Below are 22,396 nucleotides of genomic sequence, written 5' to 3'. Positions count from 1 at the left end.
CCTGTTGCCATCTTTGTCATCCAGCCTTCAAATCAAGTGTCTTTAAGGAAATGCCAAACTGAACGTTTCCATTCACATCAAAACAATTAAGATGGGTCACCGGCCCAGTTTCAGCCTCCCAATCAATCTCCACTTCACCGAAGTTGAAGTCAGTAAAGGGCCCGGCTATCCGCTTGTCGTTCGCTAGATCGGCGTAGCCCGGAGTTGAATGCGTCATGCCGCTAGCGGTGAAATCTGTCAGCGGGTACGGGCCTTCGTCTGTTTGAGAGATCTCGCTGAAATGGACGTTTCCCGACAGCAGGATCACGCCCTGCGCGCCAGTGCCGCTAATCAGATCAAACAACCTTTGGCGCTCCTGCGGAAAGTTCCCCCATTCCTCCATCGCCTTTTCATCCGCGACGATCTGGGTTCCGGACACGATCAGCCGGACCTCAGCGGGTTCCCGCAGTTGATCTTCAAGCCATTGCCACTGTTCGTCGCCCAGAAGCATCGCGTCGGGGGCCGTATTTGGAAGATACTGACCCCGGATGTTGAGCGCGGCCTTTTCTTCTTTTGATCGCGGATCTGGAACGTACGCTGACTTGAAAGTTCTGCAATCTAGCAGGATAATCTGAACGCGCTTTCCCGTCGGTCCGAGGATTGTGGAGTCGTATATGCCGGCCCTATTTCTACGTTCTGAGTCCTTCGGTTCACCAAAGAAATCCAGAAATAACTCTTTGGATTTCTCTTTTAGTTCAAAATCGGCCCCGCCGTCGTGCTTGCCATAATCGTGATTATCCCAGGTGGCCATTATCGGAACCTGATCCCGGAAACTGGCAAACTCGGGAATAGCTCCGAGCTTGTTCCAGTCGGCCTGCAGGGTTTCGACAGTCGGAACAAATGGATCTTCGCCATGCCAGTCGCCGTAGATCGCATCACCGAGAAAGAGAAAAAGATCCGGATGCCGGCGACCTATTGCCGTCCAGATCGGTTGCGGCTCCCACTGCTTTGCGCAGGATCCGAAGGCGATGCGGGACACTGGTTTGGTCTCGTCAACGGTTGCGGCGATAACACCTGTGGGAAAGACGAAGCCGGCGGCAATGGAGGTCGACAAAAAGTTACGGCGACTCTGCATTGGATGTCCCGTGGTCTTGCAGTTGCCCGGATGCACGGAGACGTTCCGCAATGGATGTCGCCCATTCATTTGTTGTTTGAGGTGGAGAGCCAAAAACTGGCGCCGTTTCAACTTCTGTTGTGTCCATAATGAAACTGGCGCGCATCGGCACAATGCCGTCTACGATACGGAAACTGTAATTTGTTTCTTCAATCGAAAGTGTACCAGTCAGCCGCACAGGTTGATGAATCGTGCTGGGGTTCCAGTCGCTGTTTACACGCGCTCGGATCATCTGATTGGCATTTGGCGGGGGCGTATGACTGCACATCCCACGTTCTGGAACGAGGTAGACGACCGTGGCTCCGTCAGCATCCACTGGCGCCGGGATAGCGTAACCCGCCAATGTAACGGTTCGTCCATCAAGGTTTGGGTTGGCTGCAGTTGCTGCTTTCTCCCGCCGATCCGCGACGATCCAGCGTTGGTCGATCAGCCAATCGGCATCAATCCTGTCTTCGGCCAGCCCCTCAATCGCCGCACTAATTTTTGCGGCGCTGTCGGCCATCCGCGCTTCGCTGAGCGTGGGGTCATTAAGCCAAGCGCGGTTCCGGACGATCGTCTGCAAGGCTTCGATCTGCTGACTGCTTAAATCCCGATAAGGATCCTCGTAGGTTTTCGCCGACGGATCGACAAGGTCGCCCCAGTCCACGGAACGATCCTCGGCTGCCAACGCTAGAGTAGCGGAAAACACGAAGGCCGTGACCACTGAGCCAACTAACGAAACTATGCTCATTTCAAGTTCATTTTCTGCGACAATAAATGCAGTACGCAGGACGGCCGAGGTAAACAAACCGCCCTGCATACCACTTGGGTTACTGGAATTGAGTGATCGAGGCCTTGGTCGTTCCCGGTCGATACATAATGCTGTCAGCTTCAACCAAAGTGTTCTTGTAGGCGCGACCGTCCTTCATGATCAGCTGAAGCTTGGACTCGTCCAGGATCATATCAATGTCCTCGACAGGGTTTCCGTCCCAGATCAGGATATCCGCATAGCTGTCGGGCGCGATGGTCCCAATTGCAAAAGTCGGATACGGGTCAAGTGGCCCGGACCACTTGAGCACCTTCCCCGCATTTCCCGTGTGCATCTTCCAGACATGCGCTGGTGGATATCCTGCCTCATTGACCTTACAAGTGATGTCTTCCTTGGCGATTTCGCTGAGACCCGGGCCGAACATGTCTGCCCCACCCGTCATGAACACATCGTTTTCCAACATCATCTTGGCTGCATTTCGGGCACCTTCGCCAACGGCAACGCCCTTGAGCTTTTGCTCATGCGTGAAGAATTCCGGCATGGTCTCGTAGGACCCGAAGGAATTGATGCTCATATAGCACTGGAAAGACCAAACGACTTCCTCACCTTTGGCCGCCATCTGCTTGACGATATCCTCCGAGACAAGGAACCCGTGTTCGAAGCTGCGAACGCCCGCATCCAGTGCACGCTGATAGGATGTGTCGTGATAAGCGTGAACCGCGACATAGGTGCCGTAGTTCTCTGCGATCTCCACGGCCGCTTCGACTTCCTCCTTCGTCGCGGCCGAAATCTCCAGCGGGTCGAAGCGGCTAGCCACGCCACCACCGGCCATCAACTTGGTGAAATGTGCGCCATTTCGATAGTTGCGGCGGGAGGCCTTGATCACGTCATCCCGATTGTCCACCTTGAATGAGTTCTGGACGATTTCTCCGTAGTCGTTTGCGGTGAGGTCATTGCGGTCGCCCCAGTCACCGTGACCACCCGTATGGCTCAGCACGCCGCCGGAGGTGTAAACCCGCGGAGCGATCAACAGGCCGCGTTGCACCGCCCGTGCAACGCCACGCGAGTTACCTGCGATATCGCGGATCGTGGTAATGCCTTTCATCAGGTAGTTCTCTCGGATCGCCTGTGCGGCCATTGCACCGCCACCACCGAAATCCCACTCGTCCTGGTATGAGTTCGTCCCTTCGGGGGTTTCGAACATGATGTGTGTGTGCATGTCGACCAGACCGGGCGTCATTGTCTTGCCGGTTCCATCGACGACAAATGCGCCTTCGACCTCGATCGGGTCGGTCGAGACCTGGGTGATCACATTGCCTTCGACCAGGACGTTGGCGTCCATGATCAGGTCCGGACTGAAACCATCGAAGACATCGACATTAGTGAACAGCACGGGGGGCGGCGCATCCTTCTCCTGCGCGATGGTGGCTGTAGCCGAAGCAGCCACGAGGACCATCCCGGCAACCGAGTTCAAATATCTACGCATTTCAATCTCCCATTGGACAAAGCCCGTCCGAACGGGCTTCCACATGACGGAAGTCTAGCACAGATTTCAGAAGCACCCTGTCCGTAGATATCACGAGAGGCAAAAACTTTATGAAAAATGACAGATTCTGGGGATTTTTGCTGTTTTTTTGGGAATACAGCATCTACGGTCAGGCCAATCGAACCTACCAGACAATGAGAGATGCCACAAAACCTACCCCTCGTCAAACTCAGTCTCCTGCGACCCTACGCAAATGCGCTGCGGGATCGCGGGCTCGATCCGGAACCGGTATTCTCTGGCGTCGGGCTGAGTGAAGAGGCGACGCTCGATCCAGAAATGTCTGTCCATGTGATGGTCGCTACGCAGTTTGTCGAGAACGCGGCCGAAGCCGCCGGTGACAGCTTTCTCGCAGCTCGTATTGCCGCTGGTCTGGATCTCGACGGCTGGCCAGTGCTGGCCGATGCGGAGGCGCGTGCATCGACCGTCGGGGAATACCTGAATATCTTCGTGTCTACTGCCAACGAAGTTGCCTCTTCGGCTGTAGAATATCTTCATCTTGACGGTCCCAAAGCGACACTTGGCGAGCGGCGGGCGTTTGATCCTTCTATTCTGCCGGCTCAGAACGATGCTTTCATGGCCGGTCTCGGTTTGTCCATTCTGCGGCGCGCGTTGCGCGACAGCATGGACCCCTCGCAGATTCAAGTGGTCGTCAGCGAGCCCAAGGCGCTTCCTCCCGAGTTCGAGTTGATGCACCCAATGAAGGGCGATCGCAGCGGTTTCAAACTCGTTTTCCCTTCCTCCTGGTTGTTCGCCCCCCTGGAAGCGTCAAGCGGAACCGTAACCTTGAATGCCGCCCCTCATCACAGCACCCCTGAGTTCGTGCAGTCTTTCCGGCAAGTCGTTCGCGCACATTTCGACCAAGGACAGCTTACAGCGGGCGATTGCGCAGAGCTTGTCTCGATGAGCCAACAGAAGCTTCAGCGGCACCTCGCATCATTCGGAACGAACATCTCGCGCGAGATTGACGTCGTCCGCCAGGAAACCGCCAGGATGCTTCTTTCCACGACCGAACGGTCTATCCGAGAAATCGCAACGGAACTCGGCTACTCAGACGCCGCAAACTTTACACGGGCCTTTCGAAGAGCGCACAACCAAGCTCCGACGGAGTTCAGGAAGGAGGCTCATGGCGATCAATCTGACGCCGAGTAGAGACCGCACGGACTGGCGGTTACAGTTAGTACCGGCGCGATGGGCGACGCACCAAACCGGCCGATCGATTTCGGCGCCGCCAATGACTAGTGACCGCCATTCGCGACGGATGCTGCGGATTTCACCAAGGCTAAGATTGGGCTCTACCTGACAAATGCTGCGTTTTGTGCGGATGTCCGGATAGCGCTCATACCCACTTCTTGCCGTGGACGCTAGCACCGCCCAGTGCGCTTCTTCTCAACCCACACAATGGCGCAAACTGCCCCTTTTTGGCGTACATTGTCCGGCATTTGGCGAGAATTGTCCTGTGCAAGCACGGGGTGATCGATCATCTTAATTCTAACAAAGCAAGCTCAGAGGGTTGAGATGACACAGGTTTTTCAAACATCAGGAACGAGCCATCCTCGAGGAGATGAGGTTTGCTGGACCTTGGCCAGTCGCACTTTGCCCCGGACTGAATATGCGAGGGCCTTGTCATGACAACAGTGAGCAATGGCACCGTCATGTCGGTCGTCGCATCAGCTTTGTCACGAGGACTATCGTTTAAGGACGTTCAAGACGCTGCCGGGATCGAGTGCAGTACATTGATGAACCCAGAGACGCGTCCCCCAGAGGATGTCATGCCGAAGATCGTTGCGCAGCTGGGTGAACGGTTTCCCGGCGAGCCAATCACACTGGACATTGCGCGGGCAGCACCATTCTCCTTCTTCGGTGGCCTTGCAGATGGTGCCCGCTACGCAGACGATCTGAGCGCTGCGATCAATCTTTTGGTCAAGAACTGCTCGGTCATTTCCGACCAGTTGGAACTGGCCTTCCATGAAAGTGAGTCCGAGGCCAAAATCATCTCAAACCATCCGATGAACCATATCGATGGTGGCCGTTCAGCGGAAATCGGGTCCGCTTTTATCGTGCGGCTGTTCACGGAATTTTTGGGAATACCGGACTGCTTCGAGCGCATCACATTCTCCCATGCACCTCACTTCGATGAGAGACACTACAAGGACTATTTCGGCGTGCCTGTGGAGTTCAACGCGGATGAGATCAGCCTTGTCATCAAACCAGAGAAGCTGAATGCTCGGATCAAGCAGGCCAATGTCGACCTCTTCAACTACGTCCAGACTCACCTGTCCGGCATCAAAAAGCAGATTGCTGCAGCTAAAGAGCCGAAGGAGCTAAAAGCGCTCAGAAAAGCAGCTGCGGAGAATGCAGAGGCTGGAGTGTTCAATACCGCCAGCATCGCGGCGGCCGCCAACATGAGTGTCCGCACGGCGCAGAGGATTGCCGCAGAGCACGGCACGACCCTGCAAGCGCTGGTCGACAAAGTACGTGAGTATCGGGCATTGGAGCTTCTGCAGGACAATCGCAACGACATCGGCTCCATTGCGTTCTTGCTCGGGTATTCCGACGAGCGTGCGTTTCGTCGGGCCTTTCAACGTTGGTCAGGCCAGACGCCGTCTGACTACCGACGGCAACTCAACAAGCAGATTGAATAGGGCCTGAGCTCGGCGATCAGCGCTAAAGGCCAACCCACCAAACCTCAGCAAAGCCAAACCGATGCTCAGCACCGGACGGTCCTTTGCACCCTCAATTCACCTTGAAACCAAAACTGGGAGACACACCATGAAACTCATCTCACAAGCCGCAACCACCCTGTTTGGACTGCTCGCCGGGGGAATGTTGCTGATCGCGACCGGACTTGTCCCGTATTGGCGCGCGCTCGACACGGTGGAATTCACACAGGCCTTTGCGACAAGCCTACCAACCGTCGGCGGCACCATGATCGTTCTGACAATCCTGGGCACCGGCTCGATGGTCCTCGCAGCCGGACTTGCGCTCTGGAAAAAGCTGCCGGGCCGCGCTTGGCTCGCAGCAGGTGCCGCCGCCACGCTCATCATGCTGGTCTGCGTGCCGTTCTACTTTGGGGCCGCCAATGCAGCGCTGTCTGGTGGCACTTTGAGTGGGGAGGCCATCACCGCCGAACTCGCCACCTGGCAACAGATGCATTGGTTCCGGACCATCGTAGGGATCCTCGGTCTCTTCTGCGCTGTCAGCGCCGGATACGCGTCCGAGAAGACCGCCTGAGCATACACCAAACCCCAAGAAAGGAGGCAAGCTCATGCTTCGTCTACAAGGCATCAATGCCATCATCGCCCTGATCGCAGTCTTCGCTTTGCTGCACCTCGCCTTTGTGCCTGATGCGCACACGTTCAGAACGACAATCTCAACACTGCTGGGCGGCATCGCCTTTCTGCTGATGACCTGTTCGGTGATCCTGGCGACGCGGCTGGAGGTCTTTGAAGAGATGTTCGGCGGGTTGGACCGGATGTATCAGGTGCACCGCGTGGCAGGCACGTTCACAGCCGTGTTCGCACTGGTCCATTTCTTCTTCATCCCAAAGGAATTGCCCGCTGGCGTCGATCCGGTTGCCAATTCGACGTTCCCTTCGGCCCAGATCGGGATGGCAGCCATGGTCCTCTTGGTGATCGGCCTCTTTGTCGCGCTGAACCGGAAGATAAGCTATTCCCGCTGGCGGAACCCGCACAAGGTCATGGCGCTGGTCTACATCCTGGTGATTGGCCACTTCATGAACGCACCCGGCATATTCTTTGAACGGTTCAGCGCCTCCGGCATTCTGTTGATTCTGGCGACCTTGGTCGGAACCGTCGCGCTGATCTACACGGCCTTCGGCATGAACAAGCGCACCGCGCAGCACTACACAATTGAAGCGGTGAACGCGTTGGAACGGGCCACCGAAGTCGTTTTGAAACCCGTCGGAGACATGCTGAAGTTCAAGCCGGGTCAGTTCGCCTTTGTGGAAATCCAGGGCAAGGGGTGGTCAGAGCCACACCCGTTCACGATCTCCAGTGCGCCAGGCGAGGATCGTTTGCGCTTCACCATGAAGGTCCTCGGCGACTGGACCCGAAAGGTGCGCGAAGAGCTTCAGCCTGGAGGAGAAGTGATTGTGCGGGGCCCCTACGGTCGGTTCGACGCCTCCAAAGCTGAAAGCAAAAAGCAAGTCTGGATTGCAGGTGGCATCGGTCTGACACCATTCCTGTCAAAGCTGCGGGCGATGGACGCAGACGATGATCGGGACATTCACTTTGCCTATGCCGCCCGGAACAAGGAAGAAGCGATCTTTCTGGAGGAGCTGCAGGCTATCGCAGCCGAGCGGGATAATCTCACCCTCTATTATTTCTTCTCTGAAGACGGCGACTTTGCCCGTGTCGACGCGGCCAAGGAACGGCTCCCCGGCGCGCTGACCGACTACGAATACTTAATCTGCGGACCCAAGCCGATGGTTGAGGGGCTGATGAAGGACCTCAAGAAGGAAGGCGTGAAGCGCAAAGCCATGCACGTCGAGGCCTTTGAATTCAGGTGAACTGTCCCGCTAGGGGCAGCTCTCAATCGATCACCACATCACAGAAGGGGAATTCTGATGACACATCCAAAGTTAACCGACATTCATCGCCGCCGCTTTCTTGCACTTTCTGCAAGTGCAGCCGCAATACCGTCCCTGCCGAGCACCGGTTGGGCGGTTGGCTCAGAAACGTACAGCTCGATGATCGGTGATGTCGAGCTGACAGTTCTGAGTGATGGCAGTCTCACGCTTCCCTCAGGCGCGCTGGCTCCAGCGGCGCCAAGAGAGGAATTCGAGGCTCTGCTGACCCGAACAATGGGCTCATTGCCTGAAACTGTAGAGGCCGGGACAAATCATGCATTGCTGCGCATCGGTGATGACTTGATCTTGATCGACAACGGGTCTGGCAATAAATACCAGCCCACCGCTGGAAGGTTGTTGGACAACCTTTCGCTCAACGAGGTCGATCCCGCTGCAGTCACGAAAGTGGTTTTCACCCATGCTCATCCCGACCATATCTGGGGCACGCTGCTGGACGACGGTTCTCTGGCCCTGCCGAATGCCACCTATTAAGTTGGCGAAACCGAGTTCGAATTTTGGAGTGATCCGGCAACTGAAACCCAGATGCCGGACGAATTTAGGGCCTTTGCCGTAGGGGCGAAACGCGATCTGTTGGCAGTTCAAGATCGGGTTCAGCTTGTAAAAGAGGGCGACAGCATCGCATCCGGCATCAGTGTATTGGACACGCCGGGTCATACCCCGGGTCATATCTCCGTGGTCGTTGAAAGGGGCGAGGGATTGATCATTGCCGGAGATTCAATCGCCAGTGAGTTTGTGAGCGTTCAGAGGCCGGATTGGGCTTTCGGCTTTGACGCGATACCGGATGTGGCGATTGCAACTCGAACGGCTCTGCTGGACCGCATGGCGACCGATGGCCATCGTATATTGGGCTATCATTTTGCTTACCCCGGGATCGGACAAATTGAACGAGCATCTGACGGATATCGCTACTCTTCGGTGTGAACGTCGAACATCCAGCAATTAGCCGAACGGTTTCGTCTTTGATTGATGTCTTTCTGTTCTTCCGACGATCAGCAACCGAAACCTGAGCCAGGAGGCATCCCGGGCTCGAATGCCCGGGAAAGCGCTTTCCACGGCAACATCTCGTCGTCAACCAAATCCGTATGCAGACATTGGGTTTCATAATCTGAATGGTAGGTTGGTCCCGCGGCCTGTAAGTCGACCCTTAATCTATGCTGCGCCGCCCACGAATGGCCGAGTTTACAGCCGCGCTGCGGCAGGCCAGACAACGCACCTGCAGAGATTTTCACGCTGCGCGCGCACGCAGCACAAAATCGCAATGACCACCTCGGGCTCTTACCGGACATTGAGGAGCATCGCAAAAACCGTCCGCATTGAGCCCAGAGGAGACCTCTCGGATTTTTGCTGCGAGCGCATGCAGCACGAAATTCGCTGCAAGTGCGCGGTCATTGGTGCTGTATGGCGGCAGAGAAACCGGCCATTGGGGAGCTGCGCGGCGACGATCAGCCTGAGAATTTGCAGGTCGCGGACTTAGCTACCGTTCGCCACATGCGCGAATTTGTTGCTGCGTTTAAGAAGGCTCTGCAGCGGCGGGCGGGAAGCGGACTTTAGCTTTGAGCGCTCAGTCTATCTTTTCACCGGAAAAGCGGTCATTCATCGAAATGCAAATTTTGAATACAAAAACTATCTGGAGTTTAGGAACTCAGCTGCAAGCCATGACTGAACCGCCATCGGGTTTGCGCCGTAGTAGTCAGCTGTCTTTTTCGTATCAAACTTGTGCAGTTTTGGGTCGAAAGGTGCCGCATTTCTTCCTCTTTCGGGTTTCACCCAAACACAGACAATTGCCCCGTCTCCATCAGTTTCAGCAACATACACTCTTTTCACCATGGTTCCCACCCATTTGTGACACTTGGGTGACAGTAGGAAAACTGGGATAGTTTTTCAAGTTCTGTAGAAAGCTGCTTTTTTGCCGTTGGTTTGCTCGGTCCAGTTGACCTTGGAAGAAGGAAAGTGCCCGCTAAAAGCGGACACTTGACCTAAAATCATCCCACAAACTCAGGCAAGAAGTAGTGCGTCATCAAAAATGAAATCGGCCTCGTTAAAGGTTTTTTCATTCAGATTGCGACCCCGAACGCTGAGAGTTTCATCCTCGAACGTCACCGTGGCGGCATGCTTATTAATGTAGTCGATCGTCAGATCATCAAATGACGTTGCTCCCCATTGTGTGACGTCGATCAGGTCTTTGCCATTCTCAAAGCCACCGATTTGATCGAATTCCCCATCTGCGACAAAGATGAATGTATCCTGACCTTGGTTGCCTACAAGGAAATCTCGCCCAGCACCATCAGTGAGTTCATCGTCACCCTGACCGCCACGGAGCGTATCATTGCCTGCATCACCAAAGAGCTGGTCGTTGCCTTGGTTACCGCGTAGCTGATCGTTGCCGTCTTCACCATTCAGCACATCGTCATCGCGGTTGCCCCGCAGATTGTCGTCACCGTCACCACCATTAAGAGTGTCTTCGCCTTGATTGCCACGCAGGTTGTCATTGCCCGAGCCGCCATTCAGCTCGTCATCCCCTTGACGGCCACGCACGATGTCATCACCCCCAAAGGCCTCAATGACATCGTCCTGTTTTGTACCCTTAAGTGTTTCACTTTCGTTTGTACCAAGGATCGGCGTGTTCAGACCAAACTCCAGATCATAAACGATGGTTGAGCCGTCAACCTCGTAGGACACGACCAACTGAGGTTGCCCACTTGGGCTTTCTTCGGCGGGAACAAAGGCCATACCTTCTGGGCTAACGCCCACATCACCGGGTGCGAAGTATTCGACAAAGACCGAATTTTCAGGGGCAGTCACATCGTAAACCATGATCCCGCTGTCGCGCTCCAGCCCGATAAAGACGTAAGTCCGGCCATCAGCTTCACCGACGGTGACGGCTTCCGGCTCGGTGCCTTTATTGTCGGAACGACCTTCGACAAAGCCTTCGCTGTTCAGATCTGCGGTGATACGGGCAAAGTCCGAACCGCTATCGAAAATCAGGTTGCCCTCTTCATCAAAGATTGAGAACGAGCGCCCACCAAAGGCGTGCAGAACGTCGATGTCACCATCGCCATCTGTATCACCATCAATGGCCGAGATTTCCAGACGTTCAAGGCCGGTTGTGTCGACAGAGGCGTCGATTGTCACCAGCTCCTCTTCGCCATCACCATCAATGTCATAGAAGGCCTCACCATCAAGGAAATCCTTTACACGGAAGTCTTCATCGCGCGAGTCGCCCTCATTGGCAGTTACGATATAGTTCGTGCCATTGGCCGTGAAGGCAGTGATCGTGTCGGGCTGGCGCATGCTGACAAGGTTGTCAAAGGTCGATGGGTTGTACCCGCCATCTTTGTCATTCACGTCAGTAGCGATCTGAGACAGATCTTGAACACCGGCTGAGAACAGATTGGTGATCTCACCTGTGGCCACGTCGACAACAGCAATTGCATTGTTTTCTTGCAGTGAAACATAAGCTGTCGTTCCATCTTCCGAGAAGGCCCCCACTTCGGGCTCCAGATCTTCGCCCAGCGTTTTGCCTGGGAAGATACGGATACCTTGTGCGCGCAGCTCGTCTTCCATTCCCGCAAAGGCGCTGAAATCGATTGCAGCCACGGTCGCGTTTCCGGCACCATTGCTGATGTCGATGATGCTGATGGTACCAGGGGCGTCAAAGTTCTCGCCTGGCTCACCTTCATTGGCGACAACGATTTTGCTGCCATCCGCAGAGAACTTGACCGAGTCAGGCAAGTTTCCGACCGAAACCACATTGAGCAAGGTTCCATCAGCGTCAAACAGGCCGACAACACCCGAGGCGTTATCTTCACTGCCACCGAACTGACGATTGATCGCAACTGCAACCACACCGTTTTGAACCGAAACCGACTGCACACCTGCGTAACCATTGATCACACTCAGGTCGATGGTGCCAACAAGGTCTCCGGAAGACGTATCAAAGATGTCAATCACATCATCCACGTCATTGGTGACATAGGCGCGACCGGCCTCAACATCCACAATCTCGGCGCGGCCTTCGTCGTCACCCGCGTCAGGTGTTCCATCCTCACCAGAGAACAGTACGGTCTGATTGGTGATTTTCACCGCAGTGTTGACAGAGAAGTTCACACCGCCCTTTTCAATCTGAACGATTCTCTGGTCGTTGGCCGCGCCACTATCTTCTTCGTTGTACGCATTTTCCGCATCACCGAAATTTGCCGCCAGATATTCGGCCAGCGCATCTTGCTCTGTTCCATCATCAGCAAATGTTGCAACACCAGTTGTTGAACCGTCGCTTTCTCCGTCTGCGTCCAGATCATCCAGATCAACACGATTAGCGGTTTCTCCATCCGGGAATGGATAGCCGTCACCACCGCCAGCCAGAAAGCCCAGGGTTACAATACGGAACGTTTCTGCAGTGTCACCGACGATCTCCCCGTTTGAAACCAGTTGGGCAATAATGCCGCCGTCTTCGTCAACGATTGCTGCGTTCACCAGACGGTCGCCAACAGGCTGTGTTTCGTCAAAGGCAATTTTCAGGCCAGAAACCTGCAGGAACCGGCCGCTTACACCGGGCAGCCCGCCAAGGCCATGCTCGATAACGTTGACCAGTTCTTGCTTGGTCAGGGTTAAAAGGGTCAGATTATTGTTAAAGGCCAAAGTTGTCTGGATATCGTTTTGACTGATACCGCCTTCGGGTTTGATGACGTTCCCTTCACCATCGACAACCTCGCTGTTCACTGTTCGAATGGCTTCTGTGCCTCCGGCTGGAACAACGGTTTCACCGATGCTTGCACGAATGCCGCCACCGTTTTTGATCGAAACCAGAATGCTTTCGTCATGTTCCTTGGCCGCCGCCAGATTAGCGTCGGCGGTCAGATTGCCAAGGTTGGTTTCCTGTGTGCGCACACCGTCCGTGTCTTCGCTATCTCCCGTGCCCGAGCGGTTGCCGTTCAAAAAGACATCAGAGACACCAAAGACGTTTCCTTCGGTGGCAATGATGACGTCTTCGATCGCATCTGCAATGGCCTGAATTTCAGGGTCAACCAACCCTTCGGCACCCAAGTCGGCGACGCCCTGCGCATCTGTTGCATAGGCACCCGAAACATCTGAATCATAACTTTCGGGGATAATGTTCCCTTCATCATCGAAGTCGATGACCAGACGGCCGACATATTTGTAGCTACCGTCGGTGTTCACAACCACCGTTTCCGTGCCGCCGGCATTGGTGACAAACTGCGGATATTCGCCTTGCGATACATCGCCATCACGCAGGCGGTCATTTTCATCTGTCAGGCGCGTGTTTGATCCGCCAGCCAAGATGATATCAACGTTCTCAAGACGCTCAGCCAAACCAAGTTCGATATCCAGCTGTTGCATATGCGCCAACAAAACAACTTTGTTCATGGTCGAATTTGCGGCCAACAATGCATCAACTTCGGCCTGGATTTCAGCCGCCAGCGCGTCCAGTTGCTCTGGGGTCGGATTGCCGTCAAATGGCGAAGGCGAAATGCCAACCCCATCTGGGGATGAGATGGTTGCCAGTGTCGGCGTCGTCGCGCCGACGACGCCGATCAGCTCACCACCTTGTTCCATCACAACTGAAGAGGTGACTGCATTCGTTACAGGTGCGCCACCTCCGGCCACTTCCATTGGGGCCAGATCCGCATCAGTTGAGAAATCAAGATTGGCGGACAGGTAAGTGAAATGAGCACCCGAGAAGTCCAAGCCATCCAGATCCGTGCCAGACAGGCTCGAGAAATCGCCTGCAGCAGAACCATCAATCAGGTCGGCGAGAACCTGCGTTCCGAAATCAAATTCATGGTTTCCAAGGGCGATGGCAGAAATGCCCAATTCATTCTGAATTTGAATATCGGCGATCCCGGCGGAACCGAATGCCGTCGCCGAAGCGTCAAAAAATAGTCCGGGAATGATCGCATCCCCCGAAGAGAGCGTCAGAGTGTTGTCCGCCTCACCGTCGTTGCCAATGTCTTGCCCACGTAGCGCATTCAGCACAGCAGAAAGATTTGGCGCATCCACAACAGCCGCGCTACCGGCCTCTTGGTCAGCGATATGAAGAAGTTCGAGAGTATAAGCCACAACTAGCCCCCATTGAGTCACAAAAATGCCTCATTCGAGTACAGCCGGAAGCTCACAGTTTCTTATCGGACTCGTAACAGAATCTTAAAGTTGAGAAACGATGAAGGCACGTTAACGTTGCGCTCATGAGCCGTTGAGCGTCAGCTTTGGAAAAGGTAATTAAGTAACTCTGGGCTATACCGAGAAGCCGTTATGCGCCGAGCCGAACTCACGACGTTTTCTACGATAACAACAATCTGCAGCTGCAGCCTAAGTAATTAGGGCTCAGAACGGCCTGATGTTGGTGCGGCATCGACCGCCATCGTGTATCTCTGACACGGACCGTTCGCTCAAACTGTAAAATTGTCCCGTTGGCGCTGTGCTGATGATTGGGTGCGGAGGGAGGAACGGAGGGCAAAATCATGCCTAGAGTTCAACTTCCCGCCGTCACTCCGAAGCGCAAAGCTTGGAACAAAGGACGCATCATTGGCCAGAAGCGGCCCCTGTTGCCTAAACAGGTCTGGGCGATAAGGGCACGGCTCGAACTGGCAGGTAATCTGCGCGATCTGGCTTTGTTCAACGTCGCCATCGACAGCAAACTGCGCGGTTGCGACCTGGTCAAACTGGCAGTGGTCGATCTCGTCAAGAATGACCGCGTGCGAGAACGTGTTTCGGTGGTCCAAAGCAAGACCAAGCGGCCAGTGCAGTTTGAACTAACGGAAAACACTCGTGAAACCGTCTTGGCCTGGGTCAAATCACCCGAGATGTTTGCGTGTCGGTTCATGTTCCCAAGCCGATTCCATGACCGCCCACACATCTCAACACGCCAGTATGGACGCTTGGTACGTGATTGGGTGGCGGCGATTGGGCTTGAACCGAGCGGATACGGCACCCATTCGCTCCGGCGGACAAAGGCGGCGGAGATTTATCGAAAAACTGGCAACCTCCGCGCGGTGCAGCTGCTACTCGGCCACACGAAGGTCGATAGCACTGTTCGTTACCTTGGGGTCGAACTGGAGGATGCCCTGAGTATCGCCGAGCGCATCGATATTTGAGCTACCTTGGCGAGCGGTGCTGCCGTTCGCCATTTCAAAGCGGCTGTCTGTCCCTCACGCGACGTTGGTCGGTGTTGAGCCCAGAGTGTCGAATGCTGCGGGCTGCACGAATGGCAGCAAACGGCGCGAAAACGGATCTTTGTGAAGCGATCCTGTGCCGCCAGCAGATTGGTCGTTTGTTCTTTTAGCCAAATTCGACATGCTCGCACGTTGCCTGCGCAAGCGAGGAAATCCAGTCAATGAATATCTTTGCTGAGGGTTTGTTTTCAACCCGCGGCATCAGGCAGGCGAAATAGCCGCGTTGGGTTTCGACCCTTCTGTCTGTGACAGGCGCAAGCTGACCAAGATCAAAACTGTCCTGGAGCAATGTCTCCCAACCCAACATAACGCCCTCGCCATTCAGTGCGGCCTGTAAGTAGACCATGAAGCTGGTAAACTTTTGCTCAGGCCCTGGCGTACGAGGCTCAAGATCGGTGCCGGTGAAATATGTACGCCAGTCATCGGCGTGAATGCCCATAGTCAAGCACAGCAGCGGGTGATCCATCACTGCACAGAGGCGGTTTTTAATGGCCGCAGCAATTTTGGGATGAGCAACAGCCACCATCGTTTCACCAAAGATCGCTGTCTTGTGAATCCCTGGTAGCTTATCAGGGTGATCAAAGACAATCACAACATCTGTGTCGGATGCATAACTGTCGTTTTTGTCACGCGAAATGAGTTCGATAGAGATGTCGGGGTGCAACGCGCGAAACGCGGGCAAGCGCTTCATCAGATAGCAGCTCGCGAATCCAATTGTCGTATTAATCGTGACTGTGTTGCGGTCCGGCTGGCATCTCACCTGCTCAACGGCGCTGTTGACTTGCAACACGCTGCCAGAAATAGCGCGGTAGAGCACCTCTCCCTCTCTCGTCAGAGCGGCATAAGGCCGGGTCCGCTCAAGCAATCTCACGCCCAGATCTGACTCTAGTTCCGCAACACGTCGGCTGACAGCGGGTTGCTGAACATTCAGCTCACGAGCCGCGCGTGTAAAATTGCGATGGCGCGCGACAGCCTCAAAAGCGGTCAGCAATTTCCAATTCAATATGGTCATACTATTCTCCTGGAGAATGCTCTCTATAGCTTTTTCCGACCTTCTTATTGAATTCAAGTCTGAATATGCTGGCTCAAGAAATCACATTCCCATGGGGACTGGTTTTCAGTTGTCCATACCTCGCGGGATTGCGCGCTGGTTACAAGGATGCCTCATGAAAGCCCAAGCCGCTGTAATGTATTCTGTGAACGCTCCGCTGAAGGTCGAGGCGCTCGATCTGTCACCACCTGGCCGGGGCGAGGTCTTGATCCGCATGGGTGCTGCGGGTGTCTGTCATTCAGACTACCATGTGATCTCCGGGCAAGCGGGCCATGATCTGCCTGTTGTTCTGGGCCATGAAGGTGCGGGCGAGATCGTCGCGCTTGGCGAAGGCGTGACCGACTTCGCTCTCGGCGATCATGTGGTGCTAAGCTGGATCCCCTATTGCGATGCTTGTTTTTTTTGCGACCACAATCAGACCCACCTTTGCCAGACCTATAAGGGGCCGCTTTGGGACGGCACGATGATGGACGGCACGTGCCGGTTTTTTTCGAACGCCGGTGGCCCTGTGCGGCATTTATCGATGCTGGCCTGTTGGGCGGATCATGTGGTGGTGCCACAAGAAAGCTGTGTGCGTATGGACAAGGCCGTGCCGTTTGAAATTGCTGCGCTTCTGGGTTGCGCAGTGACCACAGGCGTGGGGGCGGTATTGAACCGGGCTGAAGTTACCCCCGGCAGTACCGTGGCGGTGATCGGTGCCGGGGGTGTAGGGCTATCGATCATTATGGGGGCAAAACTGGCTGGGGCGAGCCAGATCATCGCGGTTGATTCAGCCCCCGAAACAGAAGCCAAAGCGCGCGAGATGGGTGCGACAGAATTCATCGCGGCAGCAGAAAGCGTCGCTGACCGGCTTGGCATCCTCGTCCCTTATGGGGTGGATCACGTCTTTGAGGCGGTTGGAAAACGCGCGTTGCAGCGCGCAGCCATCGATTATTGTCGCCCGGGCGGGAAGGTGATTTTCGTAGGAATGGATGCCAATGACGCCACAATTGATCTGCCTACAACCGGTATCACGCGATCCGAGATCATGGTGACAGGGTCGATCTTCGGATCGGCCTGTACGACACGTGACTTTGTGGCCTACGCACAGCATTATCTGGATGGAAAGCTGCCGATTGATCGGCTCATTGGCCGCCGGTACGGGCTGCAGCAAATCAACGAGGCCGTTGCTGATATGCTTGCCGGCAAACCCGGGCGGGGCGTGATCCTGTTTGACGGGGATACCCCATGACGGAGAACCGCAACTGGAATTATTTTGCCGCGGGCAACTGGCACTCGCCAGCGACCGGCGCGTGGATGGACAGTATCAATCCAACCTCGGGCAAGGTCTGGGCGCGCATCCCCGATTGCGGCGATGAGGATGTGGACCTTGCCGTAGCCGCCGCGAAAGAGGCGTTTGAGACGGGTCCGTTCTCGCGGATGAACGCGACGGAGCGGGGGCGGCTGTTGCGTCGGATCGCGGATTGCTTGCGATGCCATGCTCGGACGCTGGGGCTGATGGAAACCCTCGACAATGGCAAGGATCTTGCAGGCATCACCGCTGGGCTGGAAGGCTGGCTAACCGACAGTTTCGACTATTACGCGGGGTTAGCTGACAAGATCGAGGGTGCTAACGTGCCCGTCGATGTGCCGATGATCCTGAACTACACGCGGCGTGAGCCCTTTGGCGTCGTGGGCTGTATCACAGCGTGGAATTCGCCACTGCTGATCGCCATGTGGAAAATTGCGGCGGCCATTGCAGCTGGCAATACCGTGGTCGTGAAACCGTCCGAGTTTGCCAGCGTATCGACCCTGGCCATGATGGACATCCTGCAAGAAGCCGATCTGCCGCCGGGTTTGATCAATGTTGTGACAGGCGGAGCGGAGACAGGCGCGACACTCGTGCGCCACCCTGATGTGCGGCTGATCAGTTTTACCGGCGGCGTGACCGGCGGTCGTGCTGTGGCCAGCCTCGCCGGAGAACACCTCAAACCGGTCATTCTTGAGCTCGGTGGCAAATCTCCGCAAATCGTGCTGGATGACGCGGATGTCGAAATGGCCGCGCGGGGCATTGCAGCGGGGATATTTCCACCAGCAGGGCAAAGCTGCATCGCCGGAAGTCGCGTATTGGTGCACCAAAGCTTGTACGACACGCTGGTTGAGCGGTTGGTTGAGATCACCGGTAAGGCCGTGATCGGCGATCCTGCATCGCCAGATACAAATATCGGGCCCATTGCCAATCAGCCACACTTTGAGCGGGTTTTACGGGCGATTGAGGAAGCGAAAGCCGAGGGTGCCACCTGCATTCTGGGCGGCGAGCCAGTGCATCCACCTGATTGCGATGGATGGTTCATTGCGCCGACGATCTTCACCGATGTTGCGCCTGAAATGGCCGTTGCCCGGGACGAGATTTTTGGACCGGTTTTGGCGGTGCTACCCGTTCGCGACGACGATCAAGCCACTCAGATCGCGAATGACAGTGATTTTGGTCTTGCTGCCGGTATCTGGAGTCGGGACGCCGCTCGGGCCATGCGATTGGCGCACCGGATCGGCGCGGGAACGGTTTACATCAACAACTACTTCGCTTCTGCCCCGCAATCGCCCGTAGGCGGGTTCAAAGCGTCAGGCTACGGGCGCGAAAACGGCATCGAAGGACTATTGGCATTTACGCAAACGAAATCCGTTTGGCTGGACCTCGATCCAGAACAGCCGGAGCCCTTTGCATGACGGGGGCTGCGCTGACCCGATTGGCAGCATTTGCGGCCAAAGATCCGTTGGAGGCTGACGCAAAAACACTTGCGGTGTTGCGAGCCGGGGTCGTGGATACGCTGGGCTGCATACATGCAGGTGTAGAGACTGACGTCGCAATCCGCGCCAGACAGGCCGTGCAATCCATGTCAAATGGCGGACCGGCACAGGTCATCGGAACCAATATGCAGGCCCCACGCCCGCAGGCTGCGTTTCTGAATGCTGTGGCGGGTCATGCGCTGGATTTCGACGATTGGGAAATCCCCGGGAATACCCATCCGACGGTGGTATTGCTGCCTTCGCTGCTAGCTGTCGCAGGCCCGTCCACGTCCGGCAAGGACCTGGTGCGTGCCTATCTGGCGGGTTTCGAGGTCATTGCGCGGCTGGGCGAGGCCCTAAATTTTGAACACTACGATGCAGGCTGGCATTCCACCGCCACGCTTGGCGCGCCCGGGGCTGCTGCCGCCTGTGCACGACTGATGGGGTTGTCGGTTGATCAAACGGCGCACACCATGTCTTTCGCGATCAGTGCAGCCAGCGGCTATACCTGTCAGTTCGGATCAAGCGCCAAACCTGTTCAGGCAGGCTTCGCCGCCCGCGCAGGCGTCGAAGCCGCCTGTCTTGCGCAGTCCGGCCTGATCGCTCAGGTCCATGTGCTGGACCATCCACGGGGCATGGCTGCGCTGATGAACGGGCTAGTACCCGAGCGCCTTGAAGCAGCCCTGTCACATTTGGGCAAAGAGTATGCGCTCAGCCAATACGGACTGGTTCTGAAACCCTGGCCAAGTTGCGGTTACACGCACAGGATTATGACTTCTGCTTTGGCACTGAGAGAGCAGGTGCCGCTGGATCAGGTTGCGCGGATCGATCTATTCCTGCCAGATTTCCATGCGGCGGTGTTGCCCTTCCAACGCCCCACAAGCCGGGCCGAGGCCCTGTTCAGCCTCCCTTTCGTGGCCGCGATGGGCCTCATTCGGGGGGCTCTTACCCTTGCGGACCTAAAGGCGACCCGTTGGGCGGCACCTGACATTAAGGCCATGATCGGCAAGACGCATGTGCATGCCTTTTCTCCGATACACCCTGAGCTCAACTATTCAGACGCCGATCCAGACCGCATGGTCGTAACTCTGTCGGATGGGCGCGTCGTCGAAGAACAGTGCCCCTTTCCCCTAGGGGCGCCACAGGCCCCCATGAGCGATGCGCAACTTTGGGCCAAGTTCAACGCCAATCTCGGCGCGTCCGCCGATGACCCGCGCTGGTCAGAACAGTTGCGCGATTGGCCCACCGAGCCAGACATTCTGAACCTCTTGACCAAAAATGGAGATCGAAGATGAGCCGAACCCGGGCAGGTCGCGCCGCACGTCGCGCCGAACGTGCAGAAGGGGCCGGATCAGGCCCCACCACGTCAATCTGGCCGGGAATCGTAGGCGGACAATACCGTCCGATCCCGGACGATGGTGCCAAAGCCATCCACCGCACCGCGCTGCGTATCTTGGCCGAGATCGGAATGGCCAGTGCGACGCCGCGCTGCGTTGAAACGGTTGTGGCCGCAGGGGGATCTGTCAGCGAGGACGGCCGATTGTTGTTCCCGGCGGTACTGGTGGAGGCCGTGCTGAAAACCGCGGGGCGCGGGTTCAAGCTTTATGGTCAACGCCCGGAATATGACCTCGACCCGAGCGGTGCGCGCATCCATCTCGGCACATCCGGGGCGGCCGTTCATATTGTCGACAGCGAGACGGGCGCGGTCCGTGACAGCACCTTGGCCGATCTGCATGACATGGCGCGTCTGGCGCAGGTCTTGCCCAATATCCACATGTTCCAGCGCACGGTGGTGGCCCGCGATATCCCCGACACCCACGTGATGGAACTGAACACCGCCTATGCTTGTGCTGCAGGCACGGCCAAGCCCATCGGCACATCTTTCAGCGCGGTTGAAACCATGCGCGACGCGATTGAGATGTTCCATATGATCGCTGGCGGTGAAGCGGCCTGGCGTGCCCGGCCTTTCTGCTGTGTCTCAACCTGTTTCGTGGTGCCGCCGCTCACCTTTGCCGAAGAGGCTTTGGGCATCATCGAATGTGCGGCGGACACAGGTACGCCACTCAAGCTTGTCTCTGCCGGTCAGGCTGGTGCGACCAGTCCCGCGCCCCTTGCTGGTGCCGTGGCTCAACAAACCGCCGAGGTGCTGGCCGGGCTTATCTACGTGAACCTGCTCAATCCCGGACACCCTGCACTGTTTGGGGCGCTGCCCTTTGTTAGTGATCTGCGCACAGGTGCCATGTCTGGCGGCAGCGCCGAGCAAGGCGTGCTGATGGCTGCATGTGCCCAGATGGCGCAGTTCTACGGCATTCCTTGCGCCGTCAGTGCCGGCATGACCGACAGCAAAATGCCGGATTTTCAGGCGGGGTATGAGAAAGGCATCACCGAATTGCTCAGTGCCTTGGCAGGGGCGAACCTGATCTATGAGGCCGCAGGCATGTATGGCTCGCTACTGGCGGCCAGCAAGGAAAGCTTTGTGCTCGACAATGACCTGATCGGATCGGTCATGCGCGCGACACGTGGTTTCGAGATCACCGAAGAAGCGCTTGCCTTTGAAGTCATCCGCGAGGTCTGCCTGAACGGCCCAGGGCACTTCTTGGGCAGTGGACAGACTTTGGGCCGGATGCAAAGCGACTACTACTATCCAGCCCTCGCCAATCGAGACACGCCACAGGTCTGGGCGGACGCCGGAACGCCGCGATTGCTTGAAGAAGCCAGAATAAGAACTAGTGCGATTCTGAAAGAGGACAGCAGGCCAGTATTTGACTCTGCATCACAGCTGGCCATTGCTGAACGATTTCCGGAGATTGCCGAACACTGGAACTAGCACTTACCGTTACCCTTTGAGGTATGCGCTCTCAATTGCGCCATAGCGCGGCCAAACTAGACCGATGAAAGGCTGTCTGAGCAGTGCGCCGTGTTACTAAAGCGTAGTCTCGTTTGTGCTGCGTCATAGCTCTTGAACAGAAACGCCACTAACAGCAACCGCGGCAAGCCGTCATTGACGAAAGCGCAGCGAAATAGTGCTTTGTCCGCTCCTTGATAGTAACGTCGGATCGCGGTGAGAGGGCGGTTTGAATTTCGTCCCTCAAAGTGGCTTTGAATGACCGCTCTCGTGACATCTGCTGCGCCGCCGAAATTCCTGTGCCGCAGATGCGAGGGTTTTCTGCGTCAGCAATAGCTGCATGGGCAAAAGGCGGGTCTGTCCCGCTTAGCTGACGTTTGCAATGCCGAAATGAATGTCTACTGAGCGGGACAAAGTGTGAGTTCGCTGCGTGTGTGCCAGCGGTCGCTATGCGAAGTAACTTGGCATTGGTCTTGTGCATCATCGAT

Annotated in this window: 16 protein-coding genes; 11 read left to right on the top strand and 5 right to left on the bottom strand. The window is 56.1% G+C overall.

Annotation, left to right across the window (positions count from 1 at the left end):
- Nucleotides 1-16: 16 nt before the first annotated feature.
- From ROA7450_RS00940 to ROA7450_RS00930, 3 genes are all read right to left on the bottom strand, one after another.
- On the bottom strand, nt 17-1,114 hold the full coding sequence (locus tag ROA7450_RS00940) for an alkaline phosphatase D family protein (RefSeq protein WP_159453971.1): 1,098 nt from the start codon (nt 1,112-1,114) through the stop codon (nt 17-19).
- Nucleotides 1,098-1,883, bottom strand: coding sequence for a DUF3299 domain-containing protein (locus tag ROA7450_RS00935; RefSeq protein ID WP_085804123.1), 786 nt, complete (start codon nt 1,881-1,883; stop codon nt 1,098-1,100). The genes ROA7450_RS00940 and ROA7450_RS00935 overlap by 17 nt, the downstream gene beginning before the upstream one ends.
- 79 nt (nt 1,884-1,962) lie before the next feature.
- Entirely contained in the window at nt 1,963-3,387 is a 1,425-nt protein-coding gene (locus tag ROA7450_RS00930) for an amidohydrolase family protein (protein ID WP_159453970.1), read from the bottom strand.
- A gap of 201 nt (nt 3,388-3,588) precedes the next feature.
- On the opposite strand from ROA7450_RS00930, the gene ROA7450_RS00925 reads away from it, so the two are divergent.
- From ROA7450_RS00925 to ROA7450_RS00900, 6 genes are all read left to right on the top strand, one after another.
- Nucleotides 3,589-4,596 (top strand): AraC family transcriptional regulator, encoded by a 1,008-nt coding sequence (locus ROA7450_RS00925; protein ID WP_085803740.1) that lies wholly within the window; start codon nt 3,589-3,591, stop codon nt 4,594-4,596.
- A 476-nt stretch (nt 4,597-5,072) separates the two neighbouring features.
- Nucleotides 5,073-6,089, top strand: a complete 1,017-nt coding sequence (locus ROA7450_RS00920; RefSeq protein ID WP_085803739.1) for a helix-turn-helix domain-containing protein — start codon at nt 5,073-5,075, stop codon at nt 6,087-6,089.
- Between the two features lie 61 nt (nt 6,090-6,150).
- Complete coding sequence (locus ROA7450_RS00915) at nt 6,151-6,678, top strand: hypothetical protein (protein ID WP_143534309.1); 528 nt, start codon at nt 6,151-6,153, stop codon at nt 6,676-6,678.
- Between the two features lie 34 nt (nt 6,679-6,712).
- The gene (locus tag ROA7450_RS00910; RefSeq protein ID WP_085803737.1) at nt 6,713-7,975 is read left to right on the top strand and encodes a ferredoxin reductase family protein; all 1,263 of its coding nucleotides are present in this window, start codon (nt 6,713-6,715) and stop codon (nt 7,973-7,975) included.
- A gap of 57 nt (nt 7,976-8,032) precedes the next feature.
- On the top strand, nt 8,033-8,527 hold the full coding sequence (locus tag ROA7450_RS00905) for an MBL fold metallo-hydrolase (RefSeq protein ID WP_085803736.1): 495 nt from the start codon (nt 8,033-8,035) through the stop codon (nt 8,525-8,527).
- A gap of 51 nt (nt 8,528-8,578) precedes the next feature.
- On the top strand, nt 8,579-8,977 hold the full coding sequence (locus ROA7450_RS00900; protein WP_085803735.1) for an MBL fold metallo-hydrolase: 399 nt from the start codon (nt 8,579-8,581) through the stop codon (nt 8,975-8,977).
- 1,074 nt (nt 8,978-10,051) lie between these two features.
- Here the strand turns inward: ROA7450_RS00900 and ROA7450_RS21110 are convergent.
- Complete coding sequence (locus ROA7450_RS21110; protein WP_143534308.1) at nt 10,052-14,134, bottom strand: choice-of-anchor I family protein; 4,083 nt, start codon at nt 14,132-14,134, stop codon at nt 10,052-10,054.
- A gap of 401 nt (nt 14,135-14,535) precedes the next feature.
- Here ROA7450_RS21110 and ROA7450_RS00885 point away from each other — a divergent pair, with 401 nt between their 5' ends.
- A complete protein-coding gene (locus ROA7450_RS00885; RefSeq protein WP_085803732.1) occupies nt 14,536-15,168 on the top strand; it encodes a tyrosine-type recombinase/integrase in 633 nt (210 codons plus the stop codon).
- Between the two features lie 184 nt (nt 15,169-15,352).
- Here the strand turns inward: ROA7450_RS00885 and ROA7450_RS00880 are convergent, their stop codons facing one another.
- On the bottom strand, nt 15,353-16,258 hold the full coding sequence (locus ROA7450_RS00880; protein ID WP_085803731.1) for a LysR family transcriptional regulator: 906 nt from the start codon (nt 16,256-16,258) through the stop codon (nt 15,353-15,355).
- Nucleotides 16,259-16,412: 154 nt separating this feature from the next.
- Between ROA7450_RS00880 and ROA7450_RS00875 the strand changes: the two genes are divergently transcribed.
- From ROA7450_RS00875 to ROA7450_RS00860, 4 genes are read left to right on the top strand one after another with little or no spacing between them, the layout of a single operon-like run.
- The gene (locus ROA7450_RS00875; protein ID WP_159453969.1) at nt 16,413-17,528 is read left to right on the top strand and encodes an alcohol dehydrogenase catalytic domain-containing protein; all 1,116 of its coding nucleotides are present in this window, start codon (nt 16,413-16,415) and stop codon (nt 17,526-17,528) included.
- On the top strand, nt 17,525-19,003 hold the full coding sequence (locus ROA7450_RS00870; protein WP_085803729.1) for an aldehyde dehydrogenase: 1,479 nt from the start codon (nt 17,525-17,527) through the stop codon (nt 19,001-19,003). The genes ROA7450_RS00875 and ROA7450_RS00870 overlap by 4 nt, the downstream gene beginning before the upstream one ends.
- Nucleotides 19,000-20,358 carry an MmgE/PrpD family protein gene (locus tag ROA7450_RS00865; protein ID WP_085803728.1) on the top strand — a complete coding sequence of 453 codons (1,359 nt, stop codon included), beginning with the start codon at nt 19,000-19,002 and terminating at the stop codon, nt 20,356-20,358. The genes ROA7450_RS00870 and ROA7450_RS00865 overlap by 4 nt, the downstream gene beginning before the upstream one ends.
- A complete protein-coding gene (locus tag ROA7450_RS00860) occupies nt 20,355-21,890 on the top strand; it encodes a trimethylamine methyltransferase family protein (protein WP_085803727.1) in 1,536 nt (511 codons plus the stop codon). Before ROA7450_RS00865 ends, ROA7450_RS00860 begins: the two co-directional genes overlap by 4 nt.
- The last annotated feature ends 506 nt before the right edge of the window (nt 21,891-22,396 follow it).

This window comes from Roseovarius albus (assembly GCF_900172335.1).
In the GTDB taxonomy this organism is placed as follows: Bacteria; Pseudomonadota; Alphaproteobacteria; order Rhodobacterales; family Rhodobacteraceae; genus Roseovarius; species Roseovarius albus.
The sequence above is the reverse complement of the archived record's forward strand: the minus strand, read 5'-3'. Positions and strand labels throughout refer to the sequence as shown.